The organism is Parabacteroides sp. CT06 (genome assembly GCF_002257605.1).
Taxonomy (GTDB): Bacteria; Bacteroidota; Bacteroidia; order Bacteroidales; family Tannerellaceae; genus Parabacteroides; species Parabacteroides distasonis.
Map to the genome: position 1 here is coordinate 1,535,641 of NZ_CP022754.1, position 23,898 is coordinate 1,559,538.

Sequence of the window (23,898 nt, forward strand, 5' to 3'; positions counted from 1 at the left end):
ACCGGACAATCTAGCGAGTGAATGACGAGCCGGTATCTATTTTATAAGACGAGATACTCCTCCCTTGCGTCAAAGCAAGGGCAAGCCTTGCGTATGTAAGGGCTTAATTGGTAATGTCCTAGGATGCGTGCCTCCGGATAGTCCCTTCGTAATTGCCGTAGCAGATCCATCAAGGTACACCGCTGGGCGTAGGTCCGGGTATCAGCTGGACGGCCTTGTTCGTCGAGTCCTCCCTCGTAACATATACCGATACTTTTGTCGTTCCATCCGGCTGCGTGCGCCCCGATCTGATTGACCGGCCGGCAGCGGTGTAATTCCCCGTCCCGTGTGATATAGAAATGATAGCCGATATCGGCGAATCCCCGTGCCTTGTGCGATGAACGGAGCGCCTCCACAGGAAAATCCCTGTCATATCGTGTGGCCGAGCAATGAATTACAAGGAGGCTGACCTCCCTGTAATTCTGGTAGAAACAATAAACCTTACCCATGATAATTGAAATTGAAAATTAGAGAATACAGGATTGGATGCCAAGTGCTCCCGCGATGGCGGTAGCTACGGCGATGATCACTTTGATAATGGTACTCCATACGGACTTTTTCATGAATTATGAATTTTAAATTATGAATTATGAATTAGGAATCCCGGCTGATATAAGAGGAAAGCTTGGCTTTCCTTTGGACGGCCTCAGCGGACGGGCGTCAAGCGAAGAGACCGCAGCGAGCGCCCGGAGCATCCCTGTCTGAGCGAAGCGAGTTGGGATGCGACAGCGAGCGTAGGTCTCGAAGTAGCCCGTCAGCGTCAGCCTTGACCTTTTGGTTACTTTTGGGTCAAGCCAAAAGTGACACATCAGATCTCATCAGGCGACTCAGAATCGGAACCGCCCCCTTCCTCTACCGGCGTCCCGAGTATCGTCACCTTGAGCAACGAAGTCTTCTCGCCCAGCAGCGAGTAGCGTCGTGCCCCGTTCAGTATGGTATAGGAAGGCGAGAATCCCGGCACGATAGTCCGTATATGCGTAGCCTTGACCTCGGGGGCGGTCGCTACCCCCTTCTCCGTGACGAAGCGGTTATAGACGGTTCCGAACCCTAGCAGCTCCACCTTGTAACCTTTCTGTAGGTTCTTGATGACATACCGCTGATAACGATCCAATACGTTCAATACGTCACCCTTCGTGAGCGAAGACTCCTCGGCGATCTGGTCGGCCGCATCTTGTGTGGACAGGGTACCGAAATAATAGGGAACCGGCTTGTACACCTCCTGCTTAGGATCCGTCTTGGGGATAAAAAACTTTCGTGCTTGAAATGCTTGTGGCATAGTTTGATAATTAAAGATTAATAATAGAAAATTAATTGCTTGCTGATCAATGTTACAAAGATAGGTTCCGCCGTAAGGGGCGGTGATGCCGATTGATGCCCGGGGTAGGGAATAACGATTAATTAACATGGGACGCAGTGATAACCGCCGGTTTCTTACGCTGCCTATCGTAAGCCCCTTTGAATAGGCATTATAAGAAGCCTTGGATGGGCATTGTAAAGATCTTAGAATACCCATCCAAGTTGACAGTTGACTAGTGACAGTAGGCTGTTTTTATTTACCTCTGTGCGCAACTGTCAACTAATTTACGGTTCTCCTAGGTAGTGGATGATTAATCTGATCTGTCGGGGCGTGAATATACGTTGCTCGGGGCGGTAGCCCGTCTCCAGCAGCTTGTCGTGCAATTCCGTGCATCGAATGATCCAACGACGTAAGCGGTTGCAAGCTTGATGGGAGGCCAGCTCCGGGAAATAGGATGCCGCTAGTGCGGACTTTCTTAATGGCAAGAACATTTGATTTATGATTTATAGATTTGGGAGAATGAAACTTTCAAACTTTCAAACATTCGTCCCCCCCTCACACACACACGCCCGTGGGGTACGTTATATAGGGGTGTGAGGGAGGCCGGGATTACTTATGGGTGACACGGCCGCCGAAGCTGTACTCGCCCCGGCCGTTCTTCTCCAGCGTGCCTCGTTCCTGCATTCGCTTGAGACAGGTATCTAGGGTGGCGGTGGGGATGTTGTTCCTCTCTGCTTCCTCCAAGGCCTGTTGTCGGTTGAAAGAGAGTGGAAGGGCTGCGAAGAGGGCCTCTTGGGGCGTGGGTGTGCGAGAGCGTGGCACCTCGTCAGACGGAAGCAAGGAGAGTATGCCCGCCGAATGACGGTAGAGCGGCTCCACGAGCGAGAGGACAGCCTTAAAATCGTCATCGTTGATACGTAACTCTAGGGAAGGAACGATACCGTCCCGTACGTTCTCCTCCGGGATCTCGGGGGCAGGCGAGAGACCGGGACAATTGAGAATTGAAAATTGAGAATCGAGAATGGCTTGTGGGATGAGGAGACTCTCCACCGATCGTAGGAAGGCCACCACGGAAGCGATCCGGCAGATATTGATAGCGATCCGGGCCACGGAGCTTCGCATCGGATATCCGTAGGAAAGGCCGGCGTGCCCGAATATGCGTGCGAAGCAGCTGTTGAATTGCTCCTTTTGCGTGTCGGAGAGATGGAATTGTATGACATTGACCCTCTCATGTAGGTAGTCCACGAGTTTCTTCCACTGTCTCCCCCAATCGGAGAAGAGGCTATCCATGTCCTCGTCGCCCTGCTCGAACTGATCCGCCCACTCATCGATAGGCGGCATCCGGTAGAACAATTGGCGTGAGAACAGCCCGTTTTCGGCCGAGGGAATAAGTGGCCGTACCTGCGCTGGAGTACCGCTTAACAAGACACTGAGGTAAGAGGCCGGGCACTCCCGGTATTCCCGGTTCGTGCGTCGGTTGAAAGCCAGTCGCTCGTGGTCGTGGCATTTACGCAAGGTATCGCTCCAGTGCCCGTGCTCGGTGCCGATGGCCGTGCTTACGGTATCGGCCTCGGTCTCGCAGATCAGCCCTATGCCGTCGGCCTCAATGAGGTTCTCCAGCACGCCGGTGCCGGAATTGTTACCGGCGATAAGGAACATCTTGAGGGGAGGCATCTCGGGCTCCGGCGTATCGGATTTTTTCTTGCCCAGCGAGTCCCAACGGCTCTTCTCCTCCCGGTAAGCTTTATGCCTCTGCCGGTAGTCCGCCATCATCGCCTCATGTATCGGCTCGGCAAGCCGGCGTGTCCAAGCGAGGGCTCCCTTTCCCGAGGCGGGAGGGGCGACGATGAACGTTTGCAGGCAAGGGTAGTAGAATTTTCGCCCGTACGATATCCGGATCGATTTGTTGAGTGTCGCTCCCAACACGGTGATACCTCCCAGCAGGAGGATATCCTTTTGGGCGGGGGTATCGCCCCGGTCGATCATCCGCTTGAGGAAAGCGGGCCAAGGATACTCCGGAAAGGCGGGCGGGACATTTTTCACGGACTGTTCCTCGTGCGTACACGTGTGCGTGTGTGAAGGAGGCGTGAATGTTTGAAAGTTTGAAAGTTTCCCGGCCTCGGCCAAGGATTTGTCCAGCCTCACGCCGGCTAGGTCCGCCAAGTGGAATACGGATCCCAAGCCATTCCGTCCATTGCCTCCTTTGAGGGCATGGTCGTATAGCTTATCCGCCTCGGTAGAGACATATTTCTCCGACATCCGGCAGATACGATGGAAGAATGTCCGGCCGGCCTTTCCGCAATCGTTGGCGATGGCGAAGGCGATCGGCATATACTCTTGATAGGTGGGAGCGATGTTCGCCCCCTGTTTCTCGATGGCGGCAACGAGCCGCTCCAGATCTGATAATGGGTTCATGATGAATGAATAATGAATGGTGAATAATGATTTATAACTACCAACTGTCACTTGTCCTCTGTCAACAATTCCGGTCTCCTAGCCTCGCTGAGGGATCGTGGCAAAGGAAGCAAGCCCGTGAGAGGTCTGCGTTCGTGGCATCAGCTTTCAGCCCGTATTTCCACTCAAGGTATTCCCAAGCGAATCGTACCGCCTCGTCGAAAGACTCCTCTACGGTTTTCTTGATCGACAGGCGATAGGGTACGAGGAGCTTGATTCCCGTGGTACTGGGACTCACGAAGGAGAGATCGGGGCGTAGCCGCTCATCGGCGAAGAGCGTGTCCCTCCAACAGATCGCCTCTTCGGGTGAGGAGAGGTGATCGATGTCGATGACGAACTCGCCCGAGGGCACGAGCAAGTGATCTTCCTTGCGGTAGGAGAAGATACCGGCGGGCGTGACATAGGGTAGCAAACTCTGTTTCAGCCGCCTGAACCGTTTCTCGTCGCTCGATGCGGCACGTACCTGATCGGTACGCTCACGCAGCCACTCGCTGGTGGTGATATAGGCGTGCAATTGACTGACACAGACGACCCCGTTCGGTACTTGATTGGTGATGGGGGCGTTGAAAAAGGAAAAGATAGACTCTTTCATGATCGGATAAAATAAATTGATTATTCGGTTACTGCCGGTAAAGGAACGCATTCCTGCCCGTTCCCGGAATAGCGATGGACGGGACGGGTACGGAAACGGACGTACGGTGGATGAAATGAGGATAGAAATAAAATATACCCCCGTGAAAGGGGTGATTATTGTTAACACTTAAATTAAAAACGGATATGACAGAAAATCAAGAGCGGGCGGAACAGGCACGTTCTGCCTTTACGGTCAATGGAGGTAACGTGCAGATCCTGCCCAATGCCACCATCGCTATCCAGAACATCCATTGGGGTGACGGGACGGTGACACGGACGGAACGTTGGATTACGCCCGCGGAATCGGGACTTCATGAGTCTCCGTCTCCTCCGATAAACTCTCCTGCCCCTCCAGTGACGGCTGAACCCTCCTCGTTGGCCTTGTTCATCCCGGACGAGGCGACCCGTCTTGTCTACGAGGCCCGCCTATGCGCCTGCCCGGACACGGTCACCCTTTGCCAGACGGTATTGACGGACCTTTACAACGAGATCCTAGCCGACTACTCGTCTCCCCTCAAGCTGGTCAAGAGCCGTGCCTTCATCAGCGCCCTTTTGCCTCACCTCACGTTCGTGAACGGGGCGAATGTACCGAGCATTCGATATGGGATCAGGAAGTATGTGCTGGGGGAAGGGTGAGATAAATGAGAGATCCTAGAAACTCTGCTATTTGTATTATGCTGAATGATTTGTCCCAGTGATCTATCTCTATAAATATCGCTTGAACTCATTTTAAATCTAAATATTCGATGTGTTTGTCCCGCTGGTGTATCGGCGGGGTAAGCGTGTCTTATGTGCTCATTTTTATGTCAGCTACGTCAGAGAATAATAAGCGGATAGCGAAAAACACGCTATTCCTCTACATGCGAATGCTCCTAATTATGGGGGTGACGCTGTACACTAGCCGGATCGTGCTACAGGTATTGGGGGTAGAGGATTTCGGGATTTATAATGTGGTGGGGGGAATCGTGGCTTTGTTGGGATTTATCAGTTCTTCCATGTCTATTTCCATACAAAGATTCCTTTCCTATGAGATGGGCAGAAAAAACTATGAGAAAGTGTCACGGGCCTTTAGCATGGCCTTGCAAATCCACGGGATAATAGCGGTTGTGGTGATGATGTTATTGGAAACGGCTGGTATATATTTTTTGCGATGTAAGATGGTAATACCTATAGATCGCATGGATTCGGCATTGTCTGTTTTTCATTGTAGTGTGCTGGCTTGTGGTTTCTCAATCGTACAAGTGCCATTTATTGCGTTAATCATTGCTTATGAGCGTATGGGGTTGTATGCTTACATCGGTATCGTGGATACGATGTTAAAATTGGCGATCGCTTTTCTTCTAGGCTGGATCGCTTATGACAGTTTGGCTCTTTATGGTGGATTGATGTTGGTGGCTACTATTGTTATTACATTAGCTTATGTGATGGTGTGTCATCTCTCATTTAAAGAGATTCGTTATCAATGTATTTGGGATACTCGGTTGTTTGGCTCGTTGACACGATTTGCTTCTTGGAGTGCCTTGGGGGAAATGGCTTGGGGATTTACCCTTCAGGGGGTAAATATTGTGTTGAATCTTTTTTTTGGAACGGTAGTTAATGCGGCTTATGGTATTTCTTCACAAGTGTCGGCGGCGGTTTATCGTTTCTTGGGAAGCTTTCAGACTGCGGTCAATCCGCAACTGATAAAGGAATATGCTCAAGGTAATGTGATGGGTATGATGGGGTTGGCCTATCGGGGAATGAAGTTCTCTTTTTTCTTGTTGTTGTTTATCGCTTATCCGTTGGTGTTGGAAATGGATTTCATCTTAAGTCGATGGTTGGGTACGGTACCTGAATTAGCTCCTGCATTTTGTAGGCTGGTAGTGGCCAATGCTTTATTGGATATTCTTTCAAGTCTGTTTGCTACATTGGCTAAGGCTTATGGAAAGATCCGGAATTACCAAATAGTGGTCTCTCTGACCTTATTCTTGAATTTTCCCCTATCGTATGTGGCGTTGAAAGTAGGTTATCCTCCTTTTATGATTTTTGTGGTTTACTCCATTGTTTCGATGCTCTTGGTGATTATACGTTGCCGATTGATCGCTGGTATGTTTGAAATAAATGTGCTCTCGGCTTATTCAAAGCAAGTTCTGATTCCCGTATTGAGAGTCTTGTTCATCTCTTCGTTGCTTCCATTAGCGGTCAACTCTGGAATGGAGGAGGGATGGCTTCGATTGTTTGCGATGACCGCCTGCTCGATAGTTTCGGTGGCATTTGCTGTCTATGTGTTGGGATTGACTTCCGGGGAACGGGCGTTTGTAGAAAATAGAATCATAAATATAAAAGAACGTTTAGTGAAAAATGGATGATAAGAAGCAAAGGAGAGTAGGGGTCATCACGTGGATCTCTTACTTTAATTTTGGAACTTACCTTCAGGCGTATGCATTGCAAACAGTTGTTCGTTCATTGGGGTATGCATGCTCCATTGTTTCGGACGAAAAGATGGTTCGTGCGTTGCGTAAAGAAAGTTGTTGGTTACGTAAAGTGGTATCTAAGATTTATCATTTTCTCAAGAGGGACGATGTTTGTTTTATATATGGCATGCGTCAGATAGAGGCGGCGTATGCCTCATTTAAATCTAGCTATTTGAGCGTGGATGATGATTGGAATAGCTCAATGGATCTGGATCAGAGATATGACATCTATGTGTGTGGCAGCGATCAGATTTGGTCGCCAATTTTACCTAAACAAGATTATTATTATGCGGGATTTACGGAAAAGAAAAAGGTGGCCTATGCGCCAAGCATTGGGCAACGGGATTGTTCGGAAGAATGGAGCGAATGGGTAAAGCCCTTGTTAGATCGTTTTTCTCATCTGTCTGTCCGAGAGGAGGAGGGTGCGGCTTTGCTTCGTCGGTTTATGGATAAGCCGGTTGATGTGGTGCTGGATCCCACCTTGTTATTGTCTTCTGAAGACTGGGAAAAACTAGTGGACGTAAGCCCGGAAGACAGTTCTCCATATGTGTTATGTTATTTTTTGACATACAATCAAGTCTATTTGGATTACGTGAGGGCTTTTGCGAGGGAGAGAGGATTACGTGTAAAGATGTTTATGCTGGATAAACGGTATTTGGGGTATTCGGACGAGTCTTTGTTTGCGGGTCCTATAGAATTCCTTCGAACGATCAGGGGGGCCTCTTGTTTTTTTACGGACTCTTTCCATGGGACTATTTTCGCTATTCATTTCGAGAGACGTTTTTATACGTTGAAACGTTTTAGGGAACAGGCGGAGAATAACCAAAATTCCCGTATAGAGAATCTTTTCTCAAAATTGGGTTTACAGGACTATTTCTTGGATGAGAGCGGTTTGTCGGTGATTCCTACGTTGCCTGGGATAGATTATAATTTGGTGAAAGAGAGAATGTCGATCGAGCGAGAGAGATCATTGTCGTATTTGAAAAAATCGTTAGAAAGATAATATGCGAGAGATTTGCCCTAAAGAGTTGTGTGTGGGTTGCCTTTCATGCGTGAATAGTTGTACGCATCAAGCGATAGAGTTTGAAAAGGATGTATGTGGTTTCCGATATCCTATTATCGATCAGGAGAAATGTGTGGATTGTGGATTGTGTGGCTTTGTTTGCCCTGTCAATCATCCTCCGGAAAAGTATTTTCCTAAAGAGTGCTATGCGGTCACAGTAAAGAGCGAGAGGGAACTATTTTCTTGTGCGTCTGGTGGAGCGGCTACAGCGATTGCCCGGCATGTGCTGAATACGGGAGGTGTGGTGTATGGCTGTTCTGGTATGGATATACGTCACGTTAGGCATGTGCGGATTTCAAGGATGGAGGAATTGGACTTGCTGAAAGGTTCTAAATATGTACAGAGTGATTTAGGATTGACCTTTAAACAAATACGGGGAGATTTGAAAGTTGGGAAAGAGGTTCTGTTTGTTGGTACACCTTGTCAGGTTGGAGGATTAAAAACTTATTTAAGAAAAGACTATGATAACTTGATCACGGCAGATTTGGTATGTCACGGGGTGCCCTCACAACAATTATTAAATGATAATATAGACCATTATCGTAAAAAGGGAGTGGATTTACAAGAGGATTCTATCCGTTTTCGGACGAAAATGTCCAGCCAAACTCAATCTTTTAAGATTGAGTTTGGCTGGTTCTTCTTGAAGAACCAGCCATACTCGGATTCGCCTTCAAAGAAGGCGTATTATCGTGATCCCTACATGTTTGGATTTATTCAAGGCTTGTTTTTTAGGGGGAGTTGTTATAAATGCCCTTATGCCTATGCGGTTCGTGTAGGTGATTTCACGTTGTCTGACTTTTGGGGATTGGGTAAGGATGCCAGGATGGAATTAGGGAAAGGAGTGTCTGCGGTGTTTATCAATACGGAAAAAGCAAGGGTTTTATTTGAGGTTATGAAAGAAGAGGTGGCGTATGAGCCTCGAGAGGTGCAAGAGGCTATTGTTGGTAATGGCCAGTTACAACGGCCTAGTTCCCGTCATCCTCAATACGATTTGTTCCGTAGATTATATCCTCGATATGGTTTAGCGAAAGCGGTGGATATGTGTTTGCGGAAAGATCTCGTGAAGATCCATCTAAAGGGGATGATAGAAGGTGTAAGAAATTTAATTAAACTATAGGATATGATACAAACAAAAGAGGATTTACGCCTTTATTTAGAGAAGGATAAACAGGCGTTAGGGATTACACGAAAAAGACCATGTCTGGTGGGCGATGATATATGGAAGTTTGAGATAGCCTTGCGATATCATGAGTACTTAACAAATGTTAACGGGGGGGGTGACACGCCTTATTCGTCGGAAATTCTGGGGCTTTTTGCATCATTACTTTGGAATACGCTTAGGATTCTCAATTCCAATTAACGTGTTTGATTATGGACTGCGTATTAACCATTATGGGACGATTGTAGTGAACACTAAAGCCCGCATCGGAAAATGGTGTGATATACATGCTTGCGTGAATATAGGGGAGAGTTTGGACAAAAAGGCACCCTGTTTGGGAGATAATTGCTGGATTGGCCCGGGAGCGAAATTATTTGGAGGTATCACTATAGGGAATGGCGTGATGATTGGTGCCGGTAGTGTTGTAAACAAATCTTTTACAGAGAATAATATAACGATTGTGGGTGTTCCTGCCCGCAAGATAAAAGATACAGGAGATCCCTATCACAGGGTGTGATGGGTTTATCTGTTAGGGAAATCATTGAAGTATGAAAAAGATATTGCTAGCCTTCGGGACACGTCCCGAGGCGATCAAGATGGCTCCTTTGGTAAAGGAGTTCCAAAAAAGAGTGGCTCAATTCGAGACAATTGTGTGTGTTACAGGTCAGCATCGTGAAATGCTGGATCAAGTGTTGACTATATTTAATATAAAGCCTGATTACGATTTGAACATCATGAAGCAAGGACAAGATCTGTATGACGTAACCGCACGGGTCTTGATTGGAATGCGTGATGTGCTAAAGGATGTGAATCCGGACGTGGTATTGGTACATGGTGATACGACAACAAGTATGGCGGTTGCGCTGGCTGCGTTTTATCAGCAAATCCCGGTTGGTCATGTGGAAGCGGGATTACGTACGAATGATATTTATAGCCCGTGGCCGGAGGAGATGAACCGACAAATCACAGGACGCATCGCTACGTATGATTTCGCACCAACTCTGCTTTCCAAAAAGAATTTACTCAAGGAGAATGTGCCTGAAGATAAAATTATAGTTACAGGTAATACGGTGATTGATGCGCTTTATTGGGTGGTGGACAAAATTAAGAATGACAAGGCTCTGGATATCGAGCTTGATATGGAATTAAAATGTGCCGGATATGATGTGGGCCGCTTAAGTAATGGGAAGAAGTTGGTGTTGATCACAGGGCATCGCCGGGAAAACTTCGGAGAGGGCTTTATCCGCATGTGTAATGCCATTAAGACATTGACCGAGAAATATCCGGAGGTGGACTTTGTTTATCCAATGCATTTGAACCCCAATGTGCGAAAACCGATCCACGAAGTGTTTGGTAAGGATCTTTCTGATTTGGATAATATGTTCTTTATTGAACCTTTAGAGTATTTGGTATTTGTTAGTCTAATGGAAAAATCTTCAATCGTGTTGACAGATAGTGGCGGCATTCAAGAAGAGGCCCCTGGATTAGGAAAACCTGTATTAGTGATGCGCAACACTACGGAACGCCCCGAGGCATTAGATGCGGGTACCGTAAAATTAGTAGGTACGGACTATGATAAAATCGTGGGCGAAGTATCCCGTCTGTTGGATGATGAGACCTATTATAATCAAATGTCGCATGCCGTGAATCCGTATGGGGATGGATTGGCTTGTGAACGTATTGTTTCAACTTTCATTTAATTAAATAATGATACCCAAGAAAATTCATTATTGCTGGTTTGGAGGTAATCCGTTGCCTCCATTGGCTGTAAAGTGTATAGAATCCTGGAAGAAATATTGTCCGGATTATGAGATAAAGGAGTGGAATGAGAGTAACTTCGACTTGAACTGTAACGAGTATGTCCGTGAAGCATATGAGGCAAAGAAATGGGCTTTTATAACGGATGTAGTTCGTTTATATGCTATGGTTACGGAAGGGGGAATCTATATGGATACGGACGTAGAAGTATTGAGGCCCTTGGATGATCTTTTGGTGTATGAGGCGGTATCTGGATTTGAGACAAAGACTCGAATCCAGACAGGCCTGATGGCCTGTCGGGAGGGTCAGCCCCTCTTTGAGGAACTACTCCATGAGTATGACGGCTTACATTTCAAGCGTCCTGACGGTAGTTTAGATGTGACAACAAATGTTACCCGTATTACGAATGCTTGCCTGAAATATGGGTTCGTTCCTAATAATACGAAACAAACTGTCAATGGATTCACGTTACTTCCCCAAGATTATTTGTGTCCAAAATCATATGAGGATGGTAAGATTTATTTAACGGAGAACAGTATGACGATCCATCATTTCGCTGGAAGTTGGGTGAGCGATGTGGATCGTTATGCACAGGAATTAGGTAAAAAACTTACTTTCTTGCCTGAAAGTATTCGTGGATATGTGGCTATGTTCTGTTCGAATGTCCATTGTAATGGTTTTGCTGCGGCTTGTAAAGAATTTGTAAGTTGGGCGAAACGAAAGGCTGATTTATAGATGATTATCCTTTATAGATATTACAATAAAATTATTTGGATTTTAATATTTATGATAAAAATGGTCTCTATAGTCTCCTAATAAGTATGTGTTTAAAATGAATATTGAAGAGTTATATTTTATAAGATGAGAGCTTTATTCATTATATTATTTTATTTTCTTTTTGATCGAGAGCTTTTGAATATTTTACATTCAGAACAGTTGACTTATGTTTTTACTGCGGTTTCAAAAGTCTTTTCTATAATAATAATAGCGATTTTATTATTGAAGCATAGAGAGAAAAAAATGATAGCTTTTTTTGGGTATATATTTTTGCCGTTCTTCTGTATGTTATTATCTACAATAATAAATGATGGAAATATTCGAACTGTATTTACAGTGATGTATCCTATTTTTTCTTTGGCTGCATTGATAATATGGCAATGTGATACTCTATATCGAACTGTTTATTTTGTTCGATGTATATCTATTTTATATTTTTCTTTAGCTGTAATTAATTTTATTTTTTTAATATTATCGCCATCATACTTCGTTAGTAATTCAGGTGATATGTATTTTTTAGGAGGAGAAAATCATATTGGATACCCACTGATTAAAGGTCTTTGTTTTGTTTTGTTGGATTATTATTTTACAGGCAATAAAATATATTTATTTATGTATTTAATTGTTCATATAACTACGATATTGATTGTCTTTTCGGGAAGTAATATGATAGGATTATTCTGTATGATTTTATTTGTTATTCCTAATCCTTTAAGTAGATTGATAAGGAATTTATCACTTTGTAGATTGTTGATGATGTTTTCTGGTGTATTTGTTTTTATTATTTTACTTGGAAATTTGAATGTTTTGTTAAATACATCTTTGGCTTCATATGTTATAGAAGGATTATTAGGCAAGGAATTAACTCTTTCTTATCGAACTATTATTTGGGATATGGTAATTGACGGTTTTTTTAATTCTCCATTTATAGGTAATGGTATTCGAGATACTGTGAATTTATTCTATATTTCAGAACGATATACAACTGGCTATATGAGTGCTCATAATCAAATTTTACAATCTCTATATGAGTGTGGTATATTGTTTTTTATTTCATTAGTTCCTGTTGTTTATAATGTAAGTAATAAATGTCAATATGCAGTCCCTTTTGTTGGGAATATATTTAAGGCAACTTATTGTGCTATCCTTGTTATGTTTATGGGGGAAGCTCCTGGGATGGATAAATTATTATCAATGTTTATAATCGGGATTGGTGTTTCTTTGAAATGTGATCAGTATGCACTTGAATCATTTAGAAGTGGAATTAATATAAAGAGATGATATATTAAAAGAATAAGAATGTTTTTATAATTGATAATCATAATATGAACTATATACAGCTATCGATTATTATTCCTGTGTTTAAAGTAAAGGACTATGTTCGAAAATGTCTGGAATCTGTTCTTGCAATTTCTAATTTGAATTATGAGATTATTGTTGTACAAGATGTACATGCGGATAATTCATTGGAGGATGTTCCTGATTTATTGAATAATCCATTAATACGTATATGTAATCAAAAGAATGCGGGGCTATCTGCTGCTAGAAATGCTGGTCTGTTTTTAGCAAAAGGTGAATTTGTTTATTTTATGGATAGTGACGATTATATAGATCCAATTGCTTTTTCGAATTTTTTTGTTCGTTATTATCCTTTAAGTCCAGATATATTGGTTGGAGCTTTTAAGTATGTAAATGAAAATGGTGAAGGTTTGGAACAGCAAAATAATCAACTTGTTTTTACCGCACAAGGAGTATTTAAAGGTCAGGACTATCTGTTGCGATATTTGTCTTTGCCAATGGTCTGGTTGAATATTTATAAACGATCGTTTTGCTTAGATAATCAACTTGATTTTAAGACAGGGATTTATTTTGAGGATAATGAGTTTACTCCACGTGCATTGTATTTGGCTCAAGATGTTTGTGTAACGAGTTCCCCCTTTTATTATTATCGGATTAGATCGGGCTCGTTAGCACAACAAATGTTTGATGGTAAGAAATTGGAAGATAGTGTGTTCGTTGCTAATTCCTTGTTGGACTTTTCGAATTATAGAGTGAAGGAAAAGAGAATGAAAAGTTATTTTGCGGAGAGAGCATTGTCTATATTTTTTGGAACGCTAGGCTTTTTTCTTCAAAATCATTTTGTAAATAAAGAACAAGAAAGGGAAATCAATCTCTTGTTAAGGAGAGTCTCACTTTTAGCAAATTTACCTTTTCATTTTAGGTCAATGTTGTTGTTCCATCGCATAACTCTGCGGGGCATGCTGTATGTGGTAAAAAAACGATATAAATATAAATACTTTCAATCATGAAAATTTTAATTACGGGTGGTGCCGGTTTTATCGGCTCCCATCTTTGTGATGCTCTTATGGAAAGAGGTCATAACCTTACGGTGGTAGATAATTTGATACTGGGAAGAAAAGAAAACATATCTCACCTTTTAGGGAAAGTCGGTTTTGAGTTTATCGAGGAAGACTTGCTTCAAACAGAGGCGATGAGAGATATATTTAAGGATAGAAAGTTTGATATGGTATATCATTTGGCTGCTAACTCCGATATTCAAAAAGGAGGAAAAGATCCGCAGGTGGACTATGACCTGACATTTAACACGACATACCATGTGCTTCGATATCTGAAAGAGTTTGGAATTAGAAAGTTCTTTTTTGCATCTACCTCCGCTATTTATGGCGAGACGAGTGATGTCTTAAATGAGGATTATGGCCCTTTGCGCCCCGTCTCAAACTATGGTGCGGGCAAGTTAGCTAGTGAGGCATTTATTAGCGCATTTAGCTCTACCTATCATATTCAGACTTGGATCACTCGTTTCCCAAATGTGGTAGGCGAGCGGTTTACGCATGGGGTGATTTATGATTTTATCCATAAGCTCCTAAAGAATCCAGCCGAGTTAGAAGTGTTGGGCAATGGGGAACAGTGTAAGCCTTATGTGTATGTAAAGGACTTGGTGGCTGGTATTCTTTACGTGATAGACCATGCTTCAGACGAGTATAATGTATATATGTTGGGATCTGACAGCCGGACAAAGGTGAAAGATATAGCAGCAATGGTAATAGAAGAGATGGGCTTGAACGCTGAAATCAAATATACCGGTGGTGATCGTGGATGGGTTGGTGATGTGCCTGAGTTCCGTTACGACTTGAGTAAGGTGAATACGTTAGGCTGGAAAGCGGCTTACACCTCCAATGAATCTGTAAGATTGGCCATCCAAAAAGCTTTAGGAAAATGAAGGTGGTTGTAATAGCGGGTGGTCAAGGTACCCGTATCGTATCCGTGAATAGCGAGATTCCCAAGGCAATGATCCCTATTGCGGGTAAGCCTATTTTGGAGTATGAGGTGGAAATGGCTAAGCGTTATGGTTATACGGATTTCTTGTTTATCATCGGCCATATGGGTGACCAGATAGAACACTATTTTGAGGATGGGCGGCGATGGAACGTGAATATTGAGTATTATAAAGAGGAGAAACCTTTGGGTACGGCAGGTGCTTTAGGCTGTTTGAAAAATAAGCTGACAGAGGATTTCTTTGTGTTTTATGGGGATACGGTGATGGATTTTGACATGGATGCCATGCTTGCGTATCATAAGGAAAAGCAGGCGGATGCTACGCTCTTCCTTCACCCTAATGACCACCCCTATGATTCGGATATTGTTGAATTGACGACAGATGGACGGGTCTTGAAATTTTGTAACAAGCCTCATGTGCATGATTTTGTGAGCCATAATATGGTGAATGCAGCACTGTTTATCTTCTCTCCGAAGGTCCTAGAGCAGATAGAGGTGGGTACGAAGTCGCACATAGAGAAGCATGTGCTTCCCGCTTGTTTGGACAAAGGGATGAACTTGTTCGGATACGTGTCTTTTGAATACATCAAGGATATGGGTACTCCTGATCGTTATTATTCCGTATGTGATGATGTGACGAGCGGGAAGGTGGGTCGCTTGAATAGGAGATATACACGACCTGCCATATTCTTGGATCGTGATGGGGTTATCTCAAAGGAGGTGAATCTGCTTTGTAAGCCAGAGCAAGTGGAACTGATTGAAGGAGTTGGAGAAGCTATTCGTTATATTAATCAGACAGGGTATTTGGCGATTGTCGTGACCAATCAACCGGTGATAGCCCGTAATCTTTGTAGTTTGGAAGAGTTGGATTATATCCATGCGAAGCTGGAGACCTTGTTAGGATATGAACGAGCCTATTTGAATGCTATCTATTATTGTCCGCATCATCCTGACGCTGGTTATCCGGAGGAACGGAAAGAGTACAAGATAAAATGCACTTGCAGGAAACCAGCTCCCGGAATGTTGTTACAGGCAGCTAAGGATTGGAATATAGACATGGGCCAATCCTATATGATAGGTGACCGTTCCAGTGATGTGCAGGCAGGAGAGAACGCAGGTTGTAAAGCCTCTATCCAAATAGAGATGAACAAACCTTACGCCCTGTTAGACGCTTTGAAAACAATTATTTAAATAAACGTATTGTAATGATTATATCGAGGACCCCTTTTCGCATCTCATTTGCGGGTGGAGGCTCTGACCTCCCGTCGTTTTATCATCGAACGACGGGGGCTGTATTGAGTACCTCTATAGACAAATACATGTATATAGCTATCCATCCGTTCTTTGATCAGAAGAAGATTCAATTGAAATATTCTAAGACGGAATTAGTTGATTGTATAGATGATATCCATCATCCTATATTTCGAGAAGTATTGAAAATGTATCAGCTAAGTGGTGTAGACCTAAACTCCATAGCGGATATCCCGTCGGGAACCGGCCTGGGATCTAGCTCTGCTTTTACGGTAGGTCTGTTGAATGCGGTTCGGGCTTATTTGGGAAAAGCGACCAGCGGTGAGAAGTTAGGGCAGCTAGCCTGTGATGTGGAGATTCATAAGGTCGGTTCGCCTATCGGAAAGCAGGATCAATATGCGGCTGCTTGTGGAGGTCTTAATTTCATTAGCTTTTATGGGGATGAAACGGTAAACGTGGAGAAGATAATCATGGATCCCGGTAAGAAAAAGGAGCTGGAGGATAATCTGTTAATGGTCTTTGTAGGAGGAGAGCATTCTGCCAATGCTATTCTGAAAAGCCAATCGGCGGCTATTAGTGACGTTAGAAAGTTTGAGACTCAAAAAGAGATGGTTCAATTAGCATATCAACTTCGTTTCTCTTTAGAGAGCAATCAGCTTGATGATTTTGGCCGTATCCTGCATGAGGGATGGTTGATGAAGAAGTCATTGACTTCTGGTATCTCAACGGGTGTGGTAGATGAGATGTATGATAGGGGCATTCGTGCCGGAGCCTTGGGCGGTAAGTTGTTGGGTGCCGGAGGTGCGGGCTTTATCCTTTTCTATTGTCCGAAGGAGAGGCAGGATGCTTTTAGGACACGGATGAATGAGATGAATGAGATGAGTTTTCATTTCGATGATTTTGGATCAAAGATAATTTATGTAGGAGATAAATTCAGTGATTAATATGATGGATTATACGCAAGAGATAACCGCTTATTTCGATAGGCTTAAGGTTACGATCGATAAGATTAGTAAATCGGATTTAAGTGACTTGATGAATGTGCTGGTAGATGCCAAAGAGTCAGGGAAACAGATTTTCATAATGGGCAATGGTGGTTCATCCGCTACGGCCTCCCATTATGTGTGTGACTTTAATAAAGGTATTTCGATGAACCAAGATAAGAAGTTTAAGTTCATTTGTTTGAACGATAACATCCCCTCTTTGATGGCCTATGCCAATGATTTGTCTTTTGAGGATATTTTTGTTGAGCAATTGAAAAACTTCTATCAAAAGGGAGATATTGTGATTGGAATTTCCGGGTCGGGCAATTCCATAAATGTGTTGAAAGCGATAGATTATGCGAATGAAAAAGGAGGTGTAACAGTGGGCTTGACCGGGTATAGTGGGGGCAAGTTGATAGAAATGGCCCAACACAACGTACATATTCCTATTGATGATATGCAGATAGCGGAGGATTTGCATATGGTGCTAGACCATTGTATGATGAAGATTCTGAGTGGTAAAGGTTATTGAATATCTAGTATATTGAGATTTGTTATTGAATAATATGCGATGAATAAAATTCGAAAATATTATGAAAATATTATATGTCCATCGAGAATTTTCTTCAGCTCTTAATGGTGGAACTTATGTAATGCGTCGTAATCTTGAAATGCTAACCAATTTATTTGGAAAGGATAATATTATTTGCCATCCGATTGCCCGGCCATCAATAAATATAATAGCTTTGTCTTTGTTGCGTTTAGGGTGTTATGGTGTAAGTAAAAAAGAAGAACAATCAATAATTGATACGTATTGTAATGGCCGTTTTGATTATGTTTTCTTAGAAGGTTCTTTATATGGTAAAATCGTAAGAAAACTATATATTTTAGGCGCTAAAACTATAGTTTTTGAACATAATGTGGATGCATTAATGGCCTATCAAGAATTTTTGTATGACCATTCTTTTACTTCTTTAATTAAATGCTACTTTATTAAGTTTAATGAGAAGTTTTCTGTAAAATATGCTACGGCATTAATTGCTCTTAATAAACGAGATTGTGATGGTTTTGAAAGGTTGTATGGTCGGCGGCCTGAAATGATTTTACCGATTACAAGTCCTAAGGTGGATTTGAGTTTGGTATTAGGATTATCAGTTGTAAATAAACCGTTTTTGTTATTTGTTGGAGCGAATTTTTATCCTAATATAGAGGGAGCAATATGGTTTATTGAACATATTGCTCCTTATATAAGTCTTGACTTGCGTATAGTGGGAGCTTGCTGCGAAAATCCGACTTTAGCATATAAAACAATACCTTCTAATGTGAAATTAGATGGTTATGTAAATGATTTATCATCTTATTATAAAAGTGCAGTTGCTGTTGTTGCTCCTATTTTTAAAGGGTCGGGTATGAAAACTAAAGTAATAGAAGCAATGAGTTATGGGAAATCTATAATTGGTACAGATGAGGCATTTCAAGGAATTGAATGTGATTTTTCTCGTATAGGAGCGAAATGCAATACTGCAGAAGAATTCATTAAGGCGATTGAGTCGTTATCTGATAATCTGTTTAACCCTTATACTTATCAGGTATTTTCTGATAAGTATGAAACATCGACAGTTGAAAATAGATTAAAGAGCTTTATGACTACATTCTAGAAGTGGAGATTTGAAATGATTGTTGGAGGAAATGATTATTGTAAGGTGAAAGTGGTTAATATCATAGGAGGATTAGGCAATCAAATGTTTCAATATGCCTTCGCTTTGAGTCTTAAAGAGCATTTTCCTAAAGAAGAAATACGGATAGATATATCTCATTTTAATTATTTATTTGTAAATAAGGTAGGTGCTGCAAATTTGCATAATGGATATGAATTAGATAAAATATTCTTTAATATAGAACTTAAAAAAGCGAATGCATGGCAGTTGATGAAATTAACATGGTTTATTCCCAATTATTTAATCAGTCGAATTGCACGTAAGATATTACCTGTTAGGAATTCTGAATATATTCAAAACAGTAGCGATTGTTTCTTTTATGACCCTATGGTATATAATAAACAAGGGTCATGTTATTATGAAGGGTATTGGCAAGCGATAGGTTATTATGAGTCTATGCGAGATAAGCTATGCAAAATATTCCAGCATCCATCTCCTGAAGGTAAAAATAAGCAGTATATAGAGAATATGGAATCTTCTAATAGTGTTGGTATCCATATACGTCGGGGTGACTACTTATTGTCAGATAACTTTCGTGGTATATGCGAGGTAGACTATTATAAAAGAGCTATTGATAAGATACTTCAAGATGGTGAAAAACACGTATTTTATCTGTTTTCGAATGATCAAAAATGGTGTGAAGAGTATATTCTACCTTTACTGGGGAACTATGAGATTATTTTTGTGACCGGTAATATCGGTCGTGATAGTTGCTGGGATATGTTCTTAATGACTCATTGTAAAGACTTAATTATAGCCAATAGTTCTTTTTCTTGGTGGGGAGCCTTTTTGAATAAGAGAGGGGGAAGAGTGGTCACTCCAAAGAGATGGATGAATAGAAATATCAGATATGATTTGTGGATGCCTGAATGGATTAGAATATAGGGTTTGTGGAATATAGGTCTAAATAGATAACAAGTTGATAAAAAGTAATAAAATAATGAATAAGGTCGCTTTGATAACAGGAATAACCGGGCAGGATGGTTCTTTCCTTGCTGAGTTTTTATTGGATAAGGGGTATGATGTGCATGGAACTATTCGTCGGTCATCGGTTGATTATCGTGAAAGAATCGCTCATCTTGAAGGTTTACCCCATTTTCATTTACATTATGCAGATTTAGGAGATTCGATGAGCATTCTGCAGGTTGTGAAAATTGTTCAACCCGATGAAATTTATAACCTTGCAGCCCAATCTCATGTGCAGGTTTCTTTTGATTCTCCGGAGTTTACGGCGAATGTAGATGCGACAGGAGTACTTCGAATCTTAGAAGCGGTGAGACATTGTGACTTAATAGATAAATGCCGGATTTATCAAGCCTCTACATCAGAATTGTATGGAAAGGTTGAGGAAGTTCCTCAGAACGAGAACACCCCTTTTCACCCCTATAGTCCATATGCGGTAGCAAAGCAATATGGATTTTGGATTGTGAAAGAGTATCGTGAGGCTTATAACATGTTTTGTTGCTCGGGTATCCTTTTTAACCATGAGTCGGAACGACGGGGGGAAACGTTTGTAACCCGAAAGATCACGTTAGCAGCAGCTCGTATAGCCCAAGGAAAACAGGAAAAGTTATATTTAGGTAATCTTTCCTCATTGCGTGATTGGGGATATGCCAAGGATTATGTGGAATGTATGTGGCTTATCTTACAGCAAGATACACCAGAGGATTTTGTGATAGCTACGGGAGAACAACATTCTGTTCGAGAGTTTTGCTATGAAGCTTTTAAAGTTGTTGGCATCGACCTGAAATTTGAGGGTGAAGGAGCTAATGAGATAGGAGTAGATAAATCGACAGGTAAAATATTGGTAGAAGTTTCCTCTGATTTTTATAGGCCTACGGATGTGGTGAATTTGTGGGGAGACCCAACAAAGGCAAAGCAAAAATTAGGCTGGGATCCAACAAGGATGACCTCGTTTAAGGATTTGGTGAGAATCATGGTTGAGGCGGATATGGCAAAAGTAGCTGCTGAACGTGCGGGTGAGCAGGTTAAGTTAAATCTAGCGGAGTATTTGGAAAAGGGTATTGTGAAGTGATATGGAAAAGAACGCTAAGATATTTGTCGCAGGCCATCGAGGGATGGTGGGAAGTGCGATCGTTAGGGAATTGAAACGACAGGGATATACCAATATAATTACTCGCACACATGCGGAGTTAGATCTTCTTCGGCAGGTAGATGTGGAGAATTTTTTTGAGGCTGAGTGTCCGGAATATGTTTTTCTTGCGGCAGCTAAAGTGGGAGGGATTATGGCTAATCAGAACTCGCTTGCTGATTTCATGTATGAGAATATGATGCTTGAAATGAATGTAATTCATTCCGCATGGAATACAAGGTGTAAAAAATTGGAATTTCTTGGTTCTTCGTGTATCTACCCGAGATTGGCCCCTCAACCAATGAAAGAAAGCTGTTTGTTGACTTCAGGATTGGAGAAAACAAATGAGGCGTATGCGCTTGCAAAAATATCAGGATTGAAATATTGTGAGTTTCTCAATAGACAATATGGTACAGACTTTATTAGTGTGATGCCAACCAATTTATATGGTCCAAATGACAATTATCATCCAACCCATAGCCATGTTCTACCCGCTTTAATTCGTCGTTTTCATGAGGCTAAGGAAAAGAAACTTCCTTCTGTGGTGTGTTGGGGTGATGGAAGTCCTTTGAGAGAGTTTTTATATGTGGATGATTTAGCGAATCTATGTGTTTTCTTGATGAATCATTACAGCGGTAATGAAACAGTAAATGCAGGAACAGGAAAAGAATTGACTATAAAAGAGTTGACTGAGTTAGTGGCAAGAGTGGTTGGATATGATGGCATGATAGAATGGGATTTAACAAAACCGAATGGAACCCCTCGTAAGTTGCTTGATGTGTCGAAGGCGGAAGGTCTTGGCTGGAAATATAAGACAGAACTAGAGGAAGGGATTCGTTTGTCGTATATTGATTTTTTGACAAATCCTATGCGTGCAGAGCGTTAACAGATATTTTTTATTACAAGAGGTATAGTTGAATAGTTTTTTATCAGTTATACAAAATTCCCTTATTTATTAAAAGATAATGCAGCCCCTTATATCCATTATAACCCCGTGTTATAATGCTGTCCCTTTTATTGCCCAAACGATTGAATCTGTTTTAACTCAGACTTATCCGTATTGGGAGATGTTGATCGTGGATGATTGCTCGACAGACCGATCAGCTGAGATTATTCAAACATATGTGAAGCGTGATTTGAGGATTAAATATTTTAGGACAGATCATCCTTCTGGTAGCCCTTCGTTGCCTCGAAATATCGCAATGGAACAAGCGCAAGGTGAGTATATTGCTTTCTTGGATAGCGATGACGCTTGGTTACCTTCGAAATTAGAAGAGCAGGTGATTTTTATAAGGAGCGGACCTTATGATTTTATCTATTCAGATTATGAGAAGATGGCGTGGGATGGGAAGCGGAATCAGCGGTTAATTCGTGCTAGACGAATTTCGTCGTTTTGGGATACGTTGGAGAGTAATGAAATTCCTTGTTTGACAGTATTGCTACGTAAAGATTTGATAAGAGAGGTTCGTTTTAAGTCTATTCCTAAAGAAGATTATGCTTTTTGGTTAGAAATCTTGCGGAAAGGGTATAAGGCTTATAATACAGGTAAGGTGCATGCATTGTATAGGGAAGCAAAAAATTCTCGTTCGGGTAATAAGTTTGAAATGTTTAAAAGTCAGTGGTATGTGCTTCGTAAAGTGGAAGGTGTGAAACGAATACCTGCCATTTATTTCATGCTCATATTTGCCTATAAAGGCTTTCGTAAATATATAAAGTGAAAAAGTTAAAGGAGATTTATAAAGCGATAATAGAATGGAACAAGATAACAACACACATATCGTCATCATGGCCGGAGGCATTGGTTCTCGATTTTGGCCGATGAGCACGCCTGATTACCCTAAGCAATTTATTGATGTGATGGGTGTAGGGAAATCATTGATTCAACTTGCCGTGGAACGTTTTTCCTCATTGTGTCCCTTGAGTAATTTTTGGGTGGTGACAAGTGAACAGTATGTGGGGATTGTTCAGCAACAATTACCGGAAATACCGCTAGATAATATTCTTGCTGAGCCGGAGGCTCGTAACACGGCTCCTTGTATCGCTTATGCCTGCTGGAAGATCAAGTGTAGGTTCCCTAATGCCAATATCGTCGTAACACCTTCAGATGCCTTGGTGATCGATGTGATTGGGTTTCGAAAGGTGATTGCGCAGGCTCTTTCATTCACGCAAGAGCGGAAGGCGATCGTGACGATAGGAGTCAAACCTTCAAGACCAGAAACTGGATATGGATATATAAAAACATTTTCTTCCTCTATAAAGAATGAGGTCGTAAAGGTTGAGGCATTTAAGGAAAAGCCCAACCGAAAGGTGGCAGAAGATTACTTGGCTGATGGTCATTATTTTTGGAATGTGGGTATCTTTGTGTGGCATGTAGACATGATTATGGAGGCTATCCGTAAATATACACCAGAACTGGCGAGAGTGATGGACAATATGAGTTTAAGCTTTTATACGGATGATGAGAAAAGAGTAATAGGAGAACTATTCCCTACTTGCGAAAAAATCTCGATAGATTATGCGGTGATGGAGAAAGCTAAAGAGGTTTATATGCTGTCTGCTGAGTTTGGCTGGAGTGATTTGGGTAGCTGGGGATCACTACATTCCTTGTTACCTCAAGATATGGATGGGAATTCAGCCGTGGGGTCAGAGGTACGGATGATCGATTGTGCTGGATGTGTTGTGCACACCTCGGATGAGCGCAAAGTCGTGATTGAAGGACTTAAGGATTATATCGTAGCTGAAAAGAATGGGCAACTATTGATTTGTCGTTTACGGAATGAGCAGATGATAAAGGAGTGGGGAAGATAGGGATTTTCCTGCTTTCTGATAAATTTAAAAATAATCACCTTGGACATTCATTTCCTTTTTGAAGGGGGGGAGACGAATGGCTGGGGTGATTATTTTTTTAGGTGATGACTATAATA

28 protein-coding genes are annotated in these 23,898 nt (G+C 42.2%); 22 read left to right on the forward strand and 6 right to left on the reverse strand.

Annotation, left to right across the window (positions count from 1 at the left end):
- Positions 1-41 precede the first annotated feature (41 nt).
- Positions 42-488 (reverse strand): N-acetylmuramoyl-L-alanine amidase, encoded by a 447-nt coding sequence (locus CI960_RS06705; RefSeq protein ID WP_005857917.1) that lies wholly within the window; start codon positions 486-488, stop codon positions 42-44.
- Between the two features lie 18 nt (positions 489-506).
- Positions 507-602, reverse strand: coding sequence for a smalltalk protein (locus tag CI960_RS23140; protein ID WP_005855736.1), 96 nt, complete (start codon positions 600-602; stop codon positions 507-509).
- A 19-nt stretch (positions 603-621) separates the two neighbouring features.
- Here CI960_RS23140 and CI960_RS23770 point away from each other — a divergent pair, with 19 nt between their 5' ends.
- Positions 622-744, forward strand: coding sequence for a hypothetical protein (locus CI960_RS23770; protein WP_009274984.1), 123 nt, complete (start codon positions 622-624; stop codon positions 742-744).
- A 103-nt stretch (positions 745-847) separates the two neighbouring features.
- Here the strand turns inward: CI960_RS23770 and CI960_RS06715 are convergent, their stop codons facing one another.
- The 4 genes from CI960_RS06715 to CI960_RS06730 form a co-directional block, all read right to left on the reverse strand.
- Positions 848-1,315 (reverse strand): HU family DNA-binding protein, encoded by a 468-nt coding sequence (locus CI960_RS06715; protein ID WP_005857915.1) that lies wholly within the window; start codon positions 1,313-1,315, stop codon positions 848-850.
- Between the two features lie 305 nt (positions 1,316-1,620).
- Complete coding sequence (locus tag CI960_RS06720) at positions 1,621-1,827, reverse strand: DUF4248 domain-containing protein (protein WP_005857913.1); 207 nt, start codon at positions 1,825-1,827, stop codon at positions 1,621-1,623.
- Positions 1,828-1,945: 118 nt separating this feature from the next.
- Positions 1,946-3,751, reverse strand: a complete 1,806-nt coding sequence (locus tag CI960_RS06725; RefSeq protein WP_094582304.1) for a DUF3987 domain-containing protein — start codon at positions 3,749-3,751, stop codon at positions 1,946-1,948.
- Positions 3,752-3,812: 61 nt separating this feature from the next.
- Complete coding sequence (locus tag CI960_RS06730) at positions 3,813-4,382, reverse strand: BT4734/BF3469 family protein (protein ID WP_005857909.1); 570 nt, start codon at positions 4,380-4,382, stop codon at positions 3,813-3,815.
- 16 nt (positions 4,383-4,398) lie between these two features.
- Here CI960_RS06730 and CI960_RS23355 point away from each other — a divergent pair, with 16 nt between their 5' ends.
- The 21 genes from CI960_RS23355 (at position 4,399) to CI960_RS06825 (ending at position 23,782) form a co-directional block, all read left to right on the forward strand.
- The gene (locus CI960_RS23355) at positions 4,399-4,554 is read left to right on the forward strand and encodes a hypothetical protein (RefSeq protein ID WP_154396107.1); all 156 of its coding nucleotides are present in this window, start codon (positions 4,399-4,401) and stop codon (positions 4,552-4,554) included.
- Between the two features lie 13 nt (positions 4,555-4,567).
- The gene (locus CI960_RS06735) at positions 4,568-5,059 is read left to right on the forward strand and encodes a hypothetical protein (RefSeq protein WP_005857907.1); all 492 of its coding nucleotides are present in this window, start codon (positions 4,568-4,570) and stop codon (positions 5,057-5,059) included.
- A gap of 167 nt (positions 5,060-5,226) precedes the next feature.
- The gene (locus CI960_RS06740) at positions 5,227-6,771 is read left to right on the forward strand and encodes a lipopolysaccharide biosynthesis protein (RefSeq protein ID WP_036628973.1); all 1,545 of its coding nucleotides are present in this window, start codon (positions 5,227-5,229) and stop codon (positions 6,769-6,771) included.
- Positions 6,764-7,879 carry a polysaccharide pyruvyl transferase family protein gene (locus CI960_RS06745; protein WP_005857903.1) on the forward strand — a complete coding sequence of 372 codons (1,116 nt, stop codon included), beginning with the start codon at positions 6,764-6,766 and terminating at the stop codon, positions 7,877-7,879. The genes CI960_RS06740 and CI960_RS06745 overlap by 8 nt, the downstream gene beginning before the upstream one ends.
- A gap of 1 nt (position 7,880) precedes the next feature.
- A complete protein-coding gene (locus tag CI960_RS06750; RefSeq protein WP_005857901.1) occupies positions 7,881-9,056 on the forward strand; it encodes a Coenzyme F420 hydrogenase/dehydrogenase, beta subunit C-terminal domain in 1,176 nt (391 codons plus the stop codon).
- Between the two features lie 3 nt (positions 9,057-9,059).
- Positions 9,060-9,299, forward strand: a complete 240-nt coding sequence (locus tag CI960_RS23360) for a hypothetical protein (RefSeq protein WP_182420001.1) — start codon at positions 9,060-9,062, stop codon at positions 9,297-9,299.
- Position 9,300: 1 nt separating this feature from the next.
- Positions 9,301-9,615, forward strand: coding sequence for a serine O-acetyltransferase (locus CI960_RS06755; protein ID WP_198285346.1), 315 nt, complete (start codon positions 9,301-9,303; stop codon positions 9,613-9,615).
- Between the two features lie 31 nt (positions 9,616-9,646).
- A complete protein-coding gene (gene wecB, locus CI960_RS06760) occupies positions 9,647-10,798 on the forward strand; it encodes a non-hydrolyzing UDP-N-acetylglucosamine 2-epimerase (protein WP_005857894.1) in 1,152 nt (383 codons plus the stop codon).
- A gap of 7 nt (positions 10,799-10,805) precedes the next feature.
- A complete protein-coding gene (locus tag CI960_RS06765; protein ID WP_094582308.1) occupies positions 10,806-11,591 on the forward strand; it encodes a glycosyltransferase family 32 protein in 786 nt (261 codons plus the stop codon).
- Positions 11,592-11,717: 126 nt separating this feature from the next.
- Positions 11,718-12,914: an O-antigen ligase family protein gene (locus CI960_RS06770; RefSeq protein WP_094582310.1), complete on the forward strand. Its 1,197-nt coding sequence runs from the start codon at positions 11,718-11,720 to the stop codon at positions 12,912-12,914.
- Between the two features lie 44 nt (positions 12,915-12,958).
- Positions 12,959-13,942 carry a glycosyltransferase gene (locus CI960_RS06775; RefSeq protein WP_005857887.1) on the forward strand — a complete coding sequence of 328 codons (984 nt, stop codon included), beginning with the start codon at positions 12,959-12,961 and terminating at the stop codon, positions 13,940-13,942.
- Positions 13,939-14,874 (forward strand): NAD-dependent epimerase/dehydratase family protein, encoded by a 936-nt coding sequence (locus CI960_RS06780; RefSeq protein WP_005857885.1) that lies wholly within the window; start codon positions 13,939-13,941, stop codon positions 14,872-14,874. Before CI960_RS06775 ends, CI960_RS06780 begins: the two co-directional genes overlap by 4 nt.
- Positions 14,871-16,121 carry an HAD-IIIA family hydrolase gene (locus tag CI960_RS06785; protein ID WP_005857883.1) on the forward strand — a complete coding sequence of 417 codons (1,251 nt, stop codon included), beginning with the start codon at positions 14,871-14,873 and terminating at the stop codon, positions 16,119-16,121. Before CI960_RS06780 ends, CI960_RS06785 begins: the two co-directional genes overlap by 4 nt.
- Positions 16,122-16,135: 14 nt before the next feature.
- Positions 16,136-17,125, forward strand: a complete 990-nt coding sequence (locus tag CI960_RS06790) for a GHMP kinase (RefSeq protein WP_005857880.1) — start codon at positions 16,136-16,138, stop codon at positions 17,123-17,125.
- A 1-nt stretch (position 17,126) separates the two neighbouring features.
- Positions 17,127-17,696, forward strand: coding sequence for an SIS domain-containing protein (locus tag CI960_RS06795; RefSeq protein ID WP_005857878.1), 570 nt, complete (start codon positions 17,127-17,129; stop codon positions 17,694-17,696).
- Between the two features lie 61 nt (positions 17,697-17,757).
- Positions 17,758-18,822 (forward strand): glycosyltransferase, encoded by a 1,065-nt coding sequence (locus CI960_RS06800; RefSeq protein WP_005857876.1) that lies wholly within the window; start codon positions 17,758-17,760, stop codon positions 18,820-18,822.
- Between the two features lie 15 nt (positions 18,823-18,837).
- Positions 18,838-19,767, forward strand: coding sequence for an alpha-1,2-fucosyltransferase (locus CI960_RS06805; RefSeq protein WP_005857874.1), 930 nt, complete (start codon positions 18,838-18,840; stop codon positions 19,765-19,767).
- A gap of 55 nt (positions 19,768-19,822) precedes the next feature.
- Complete coding sequence (gmd, locus tag CI960_RS06810) at positions 19,823-20,917, forward strand: GDP-mannose 4,6-dehydratase (RefSeq protein WP_005857872.1); 1,095 nt, start codon at positions 19,823-19,825, stop codon at positions 20,915-20,917.
- Between the two features lies 1 nt (position 20,918).
- Positions 20,919-21,860: a GDP-L-fucose synthase gene (locus CI960_RS06815; protein WP_005857870.1), complete on the forward strand. Its 942-nt coding sequence runs from the start codon at positions 20,919-20,921 to the stop codon at positions 21,858-21,860.
- Between the two features lie 79 nt (positions 21,861-21,939).
- On the forward strand, positions 21,940-22,692 hold the full coding sequence (locus tag CI960_RS06820) for a glycosyltransferase (RefSeq protein ID WP_005857869.1): 753 nt from the start codon (positions 21,940-21,942) through the stop codon (positions 22,690-22,692).
- A gap of 34 nt (positions 22,693-22,726) precedes the next feature.
- Positions 22,727-23,782, forward strand: a complete 1,056-nt coding sequence (locus tag CI960_RS06825; RefSeq protein WP_005857867.1) for a mannose-1-phosphate guanylyltransferase — start codon at positions 22,727-22,729, stop codon at positions 23,780-23,782.
- Positions 23,783-23,898 lie beyond the last annotated feature (116 nt).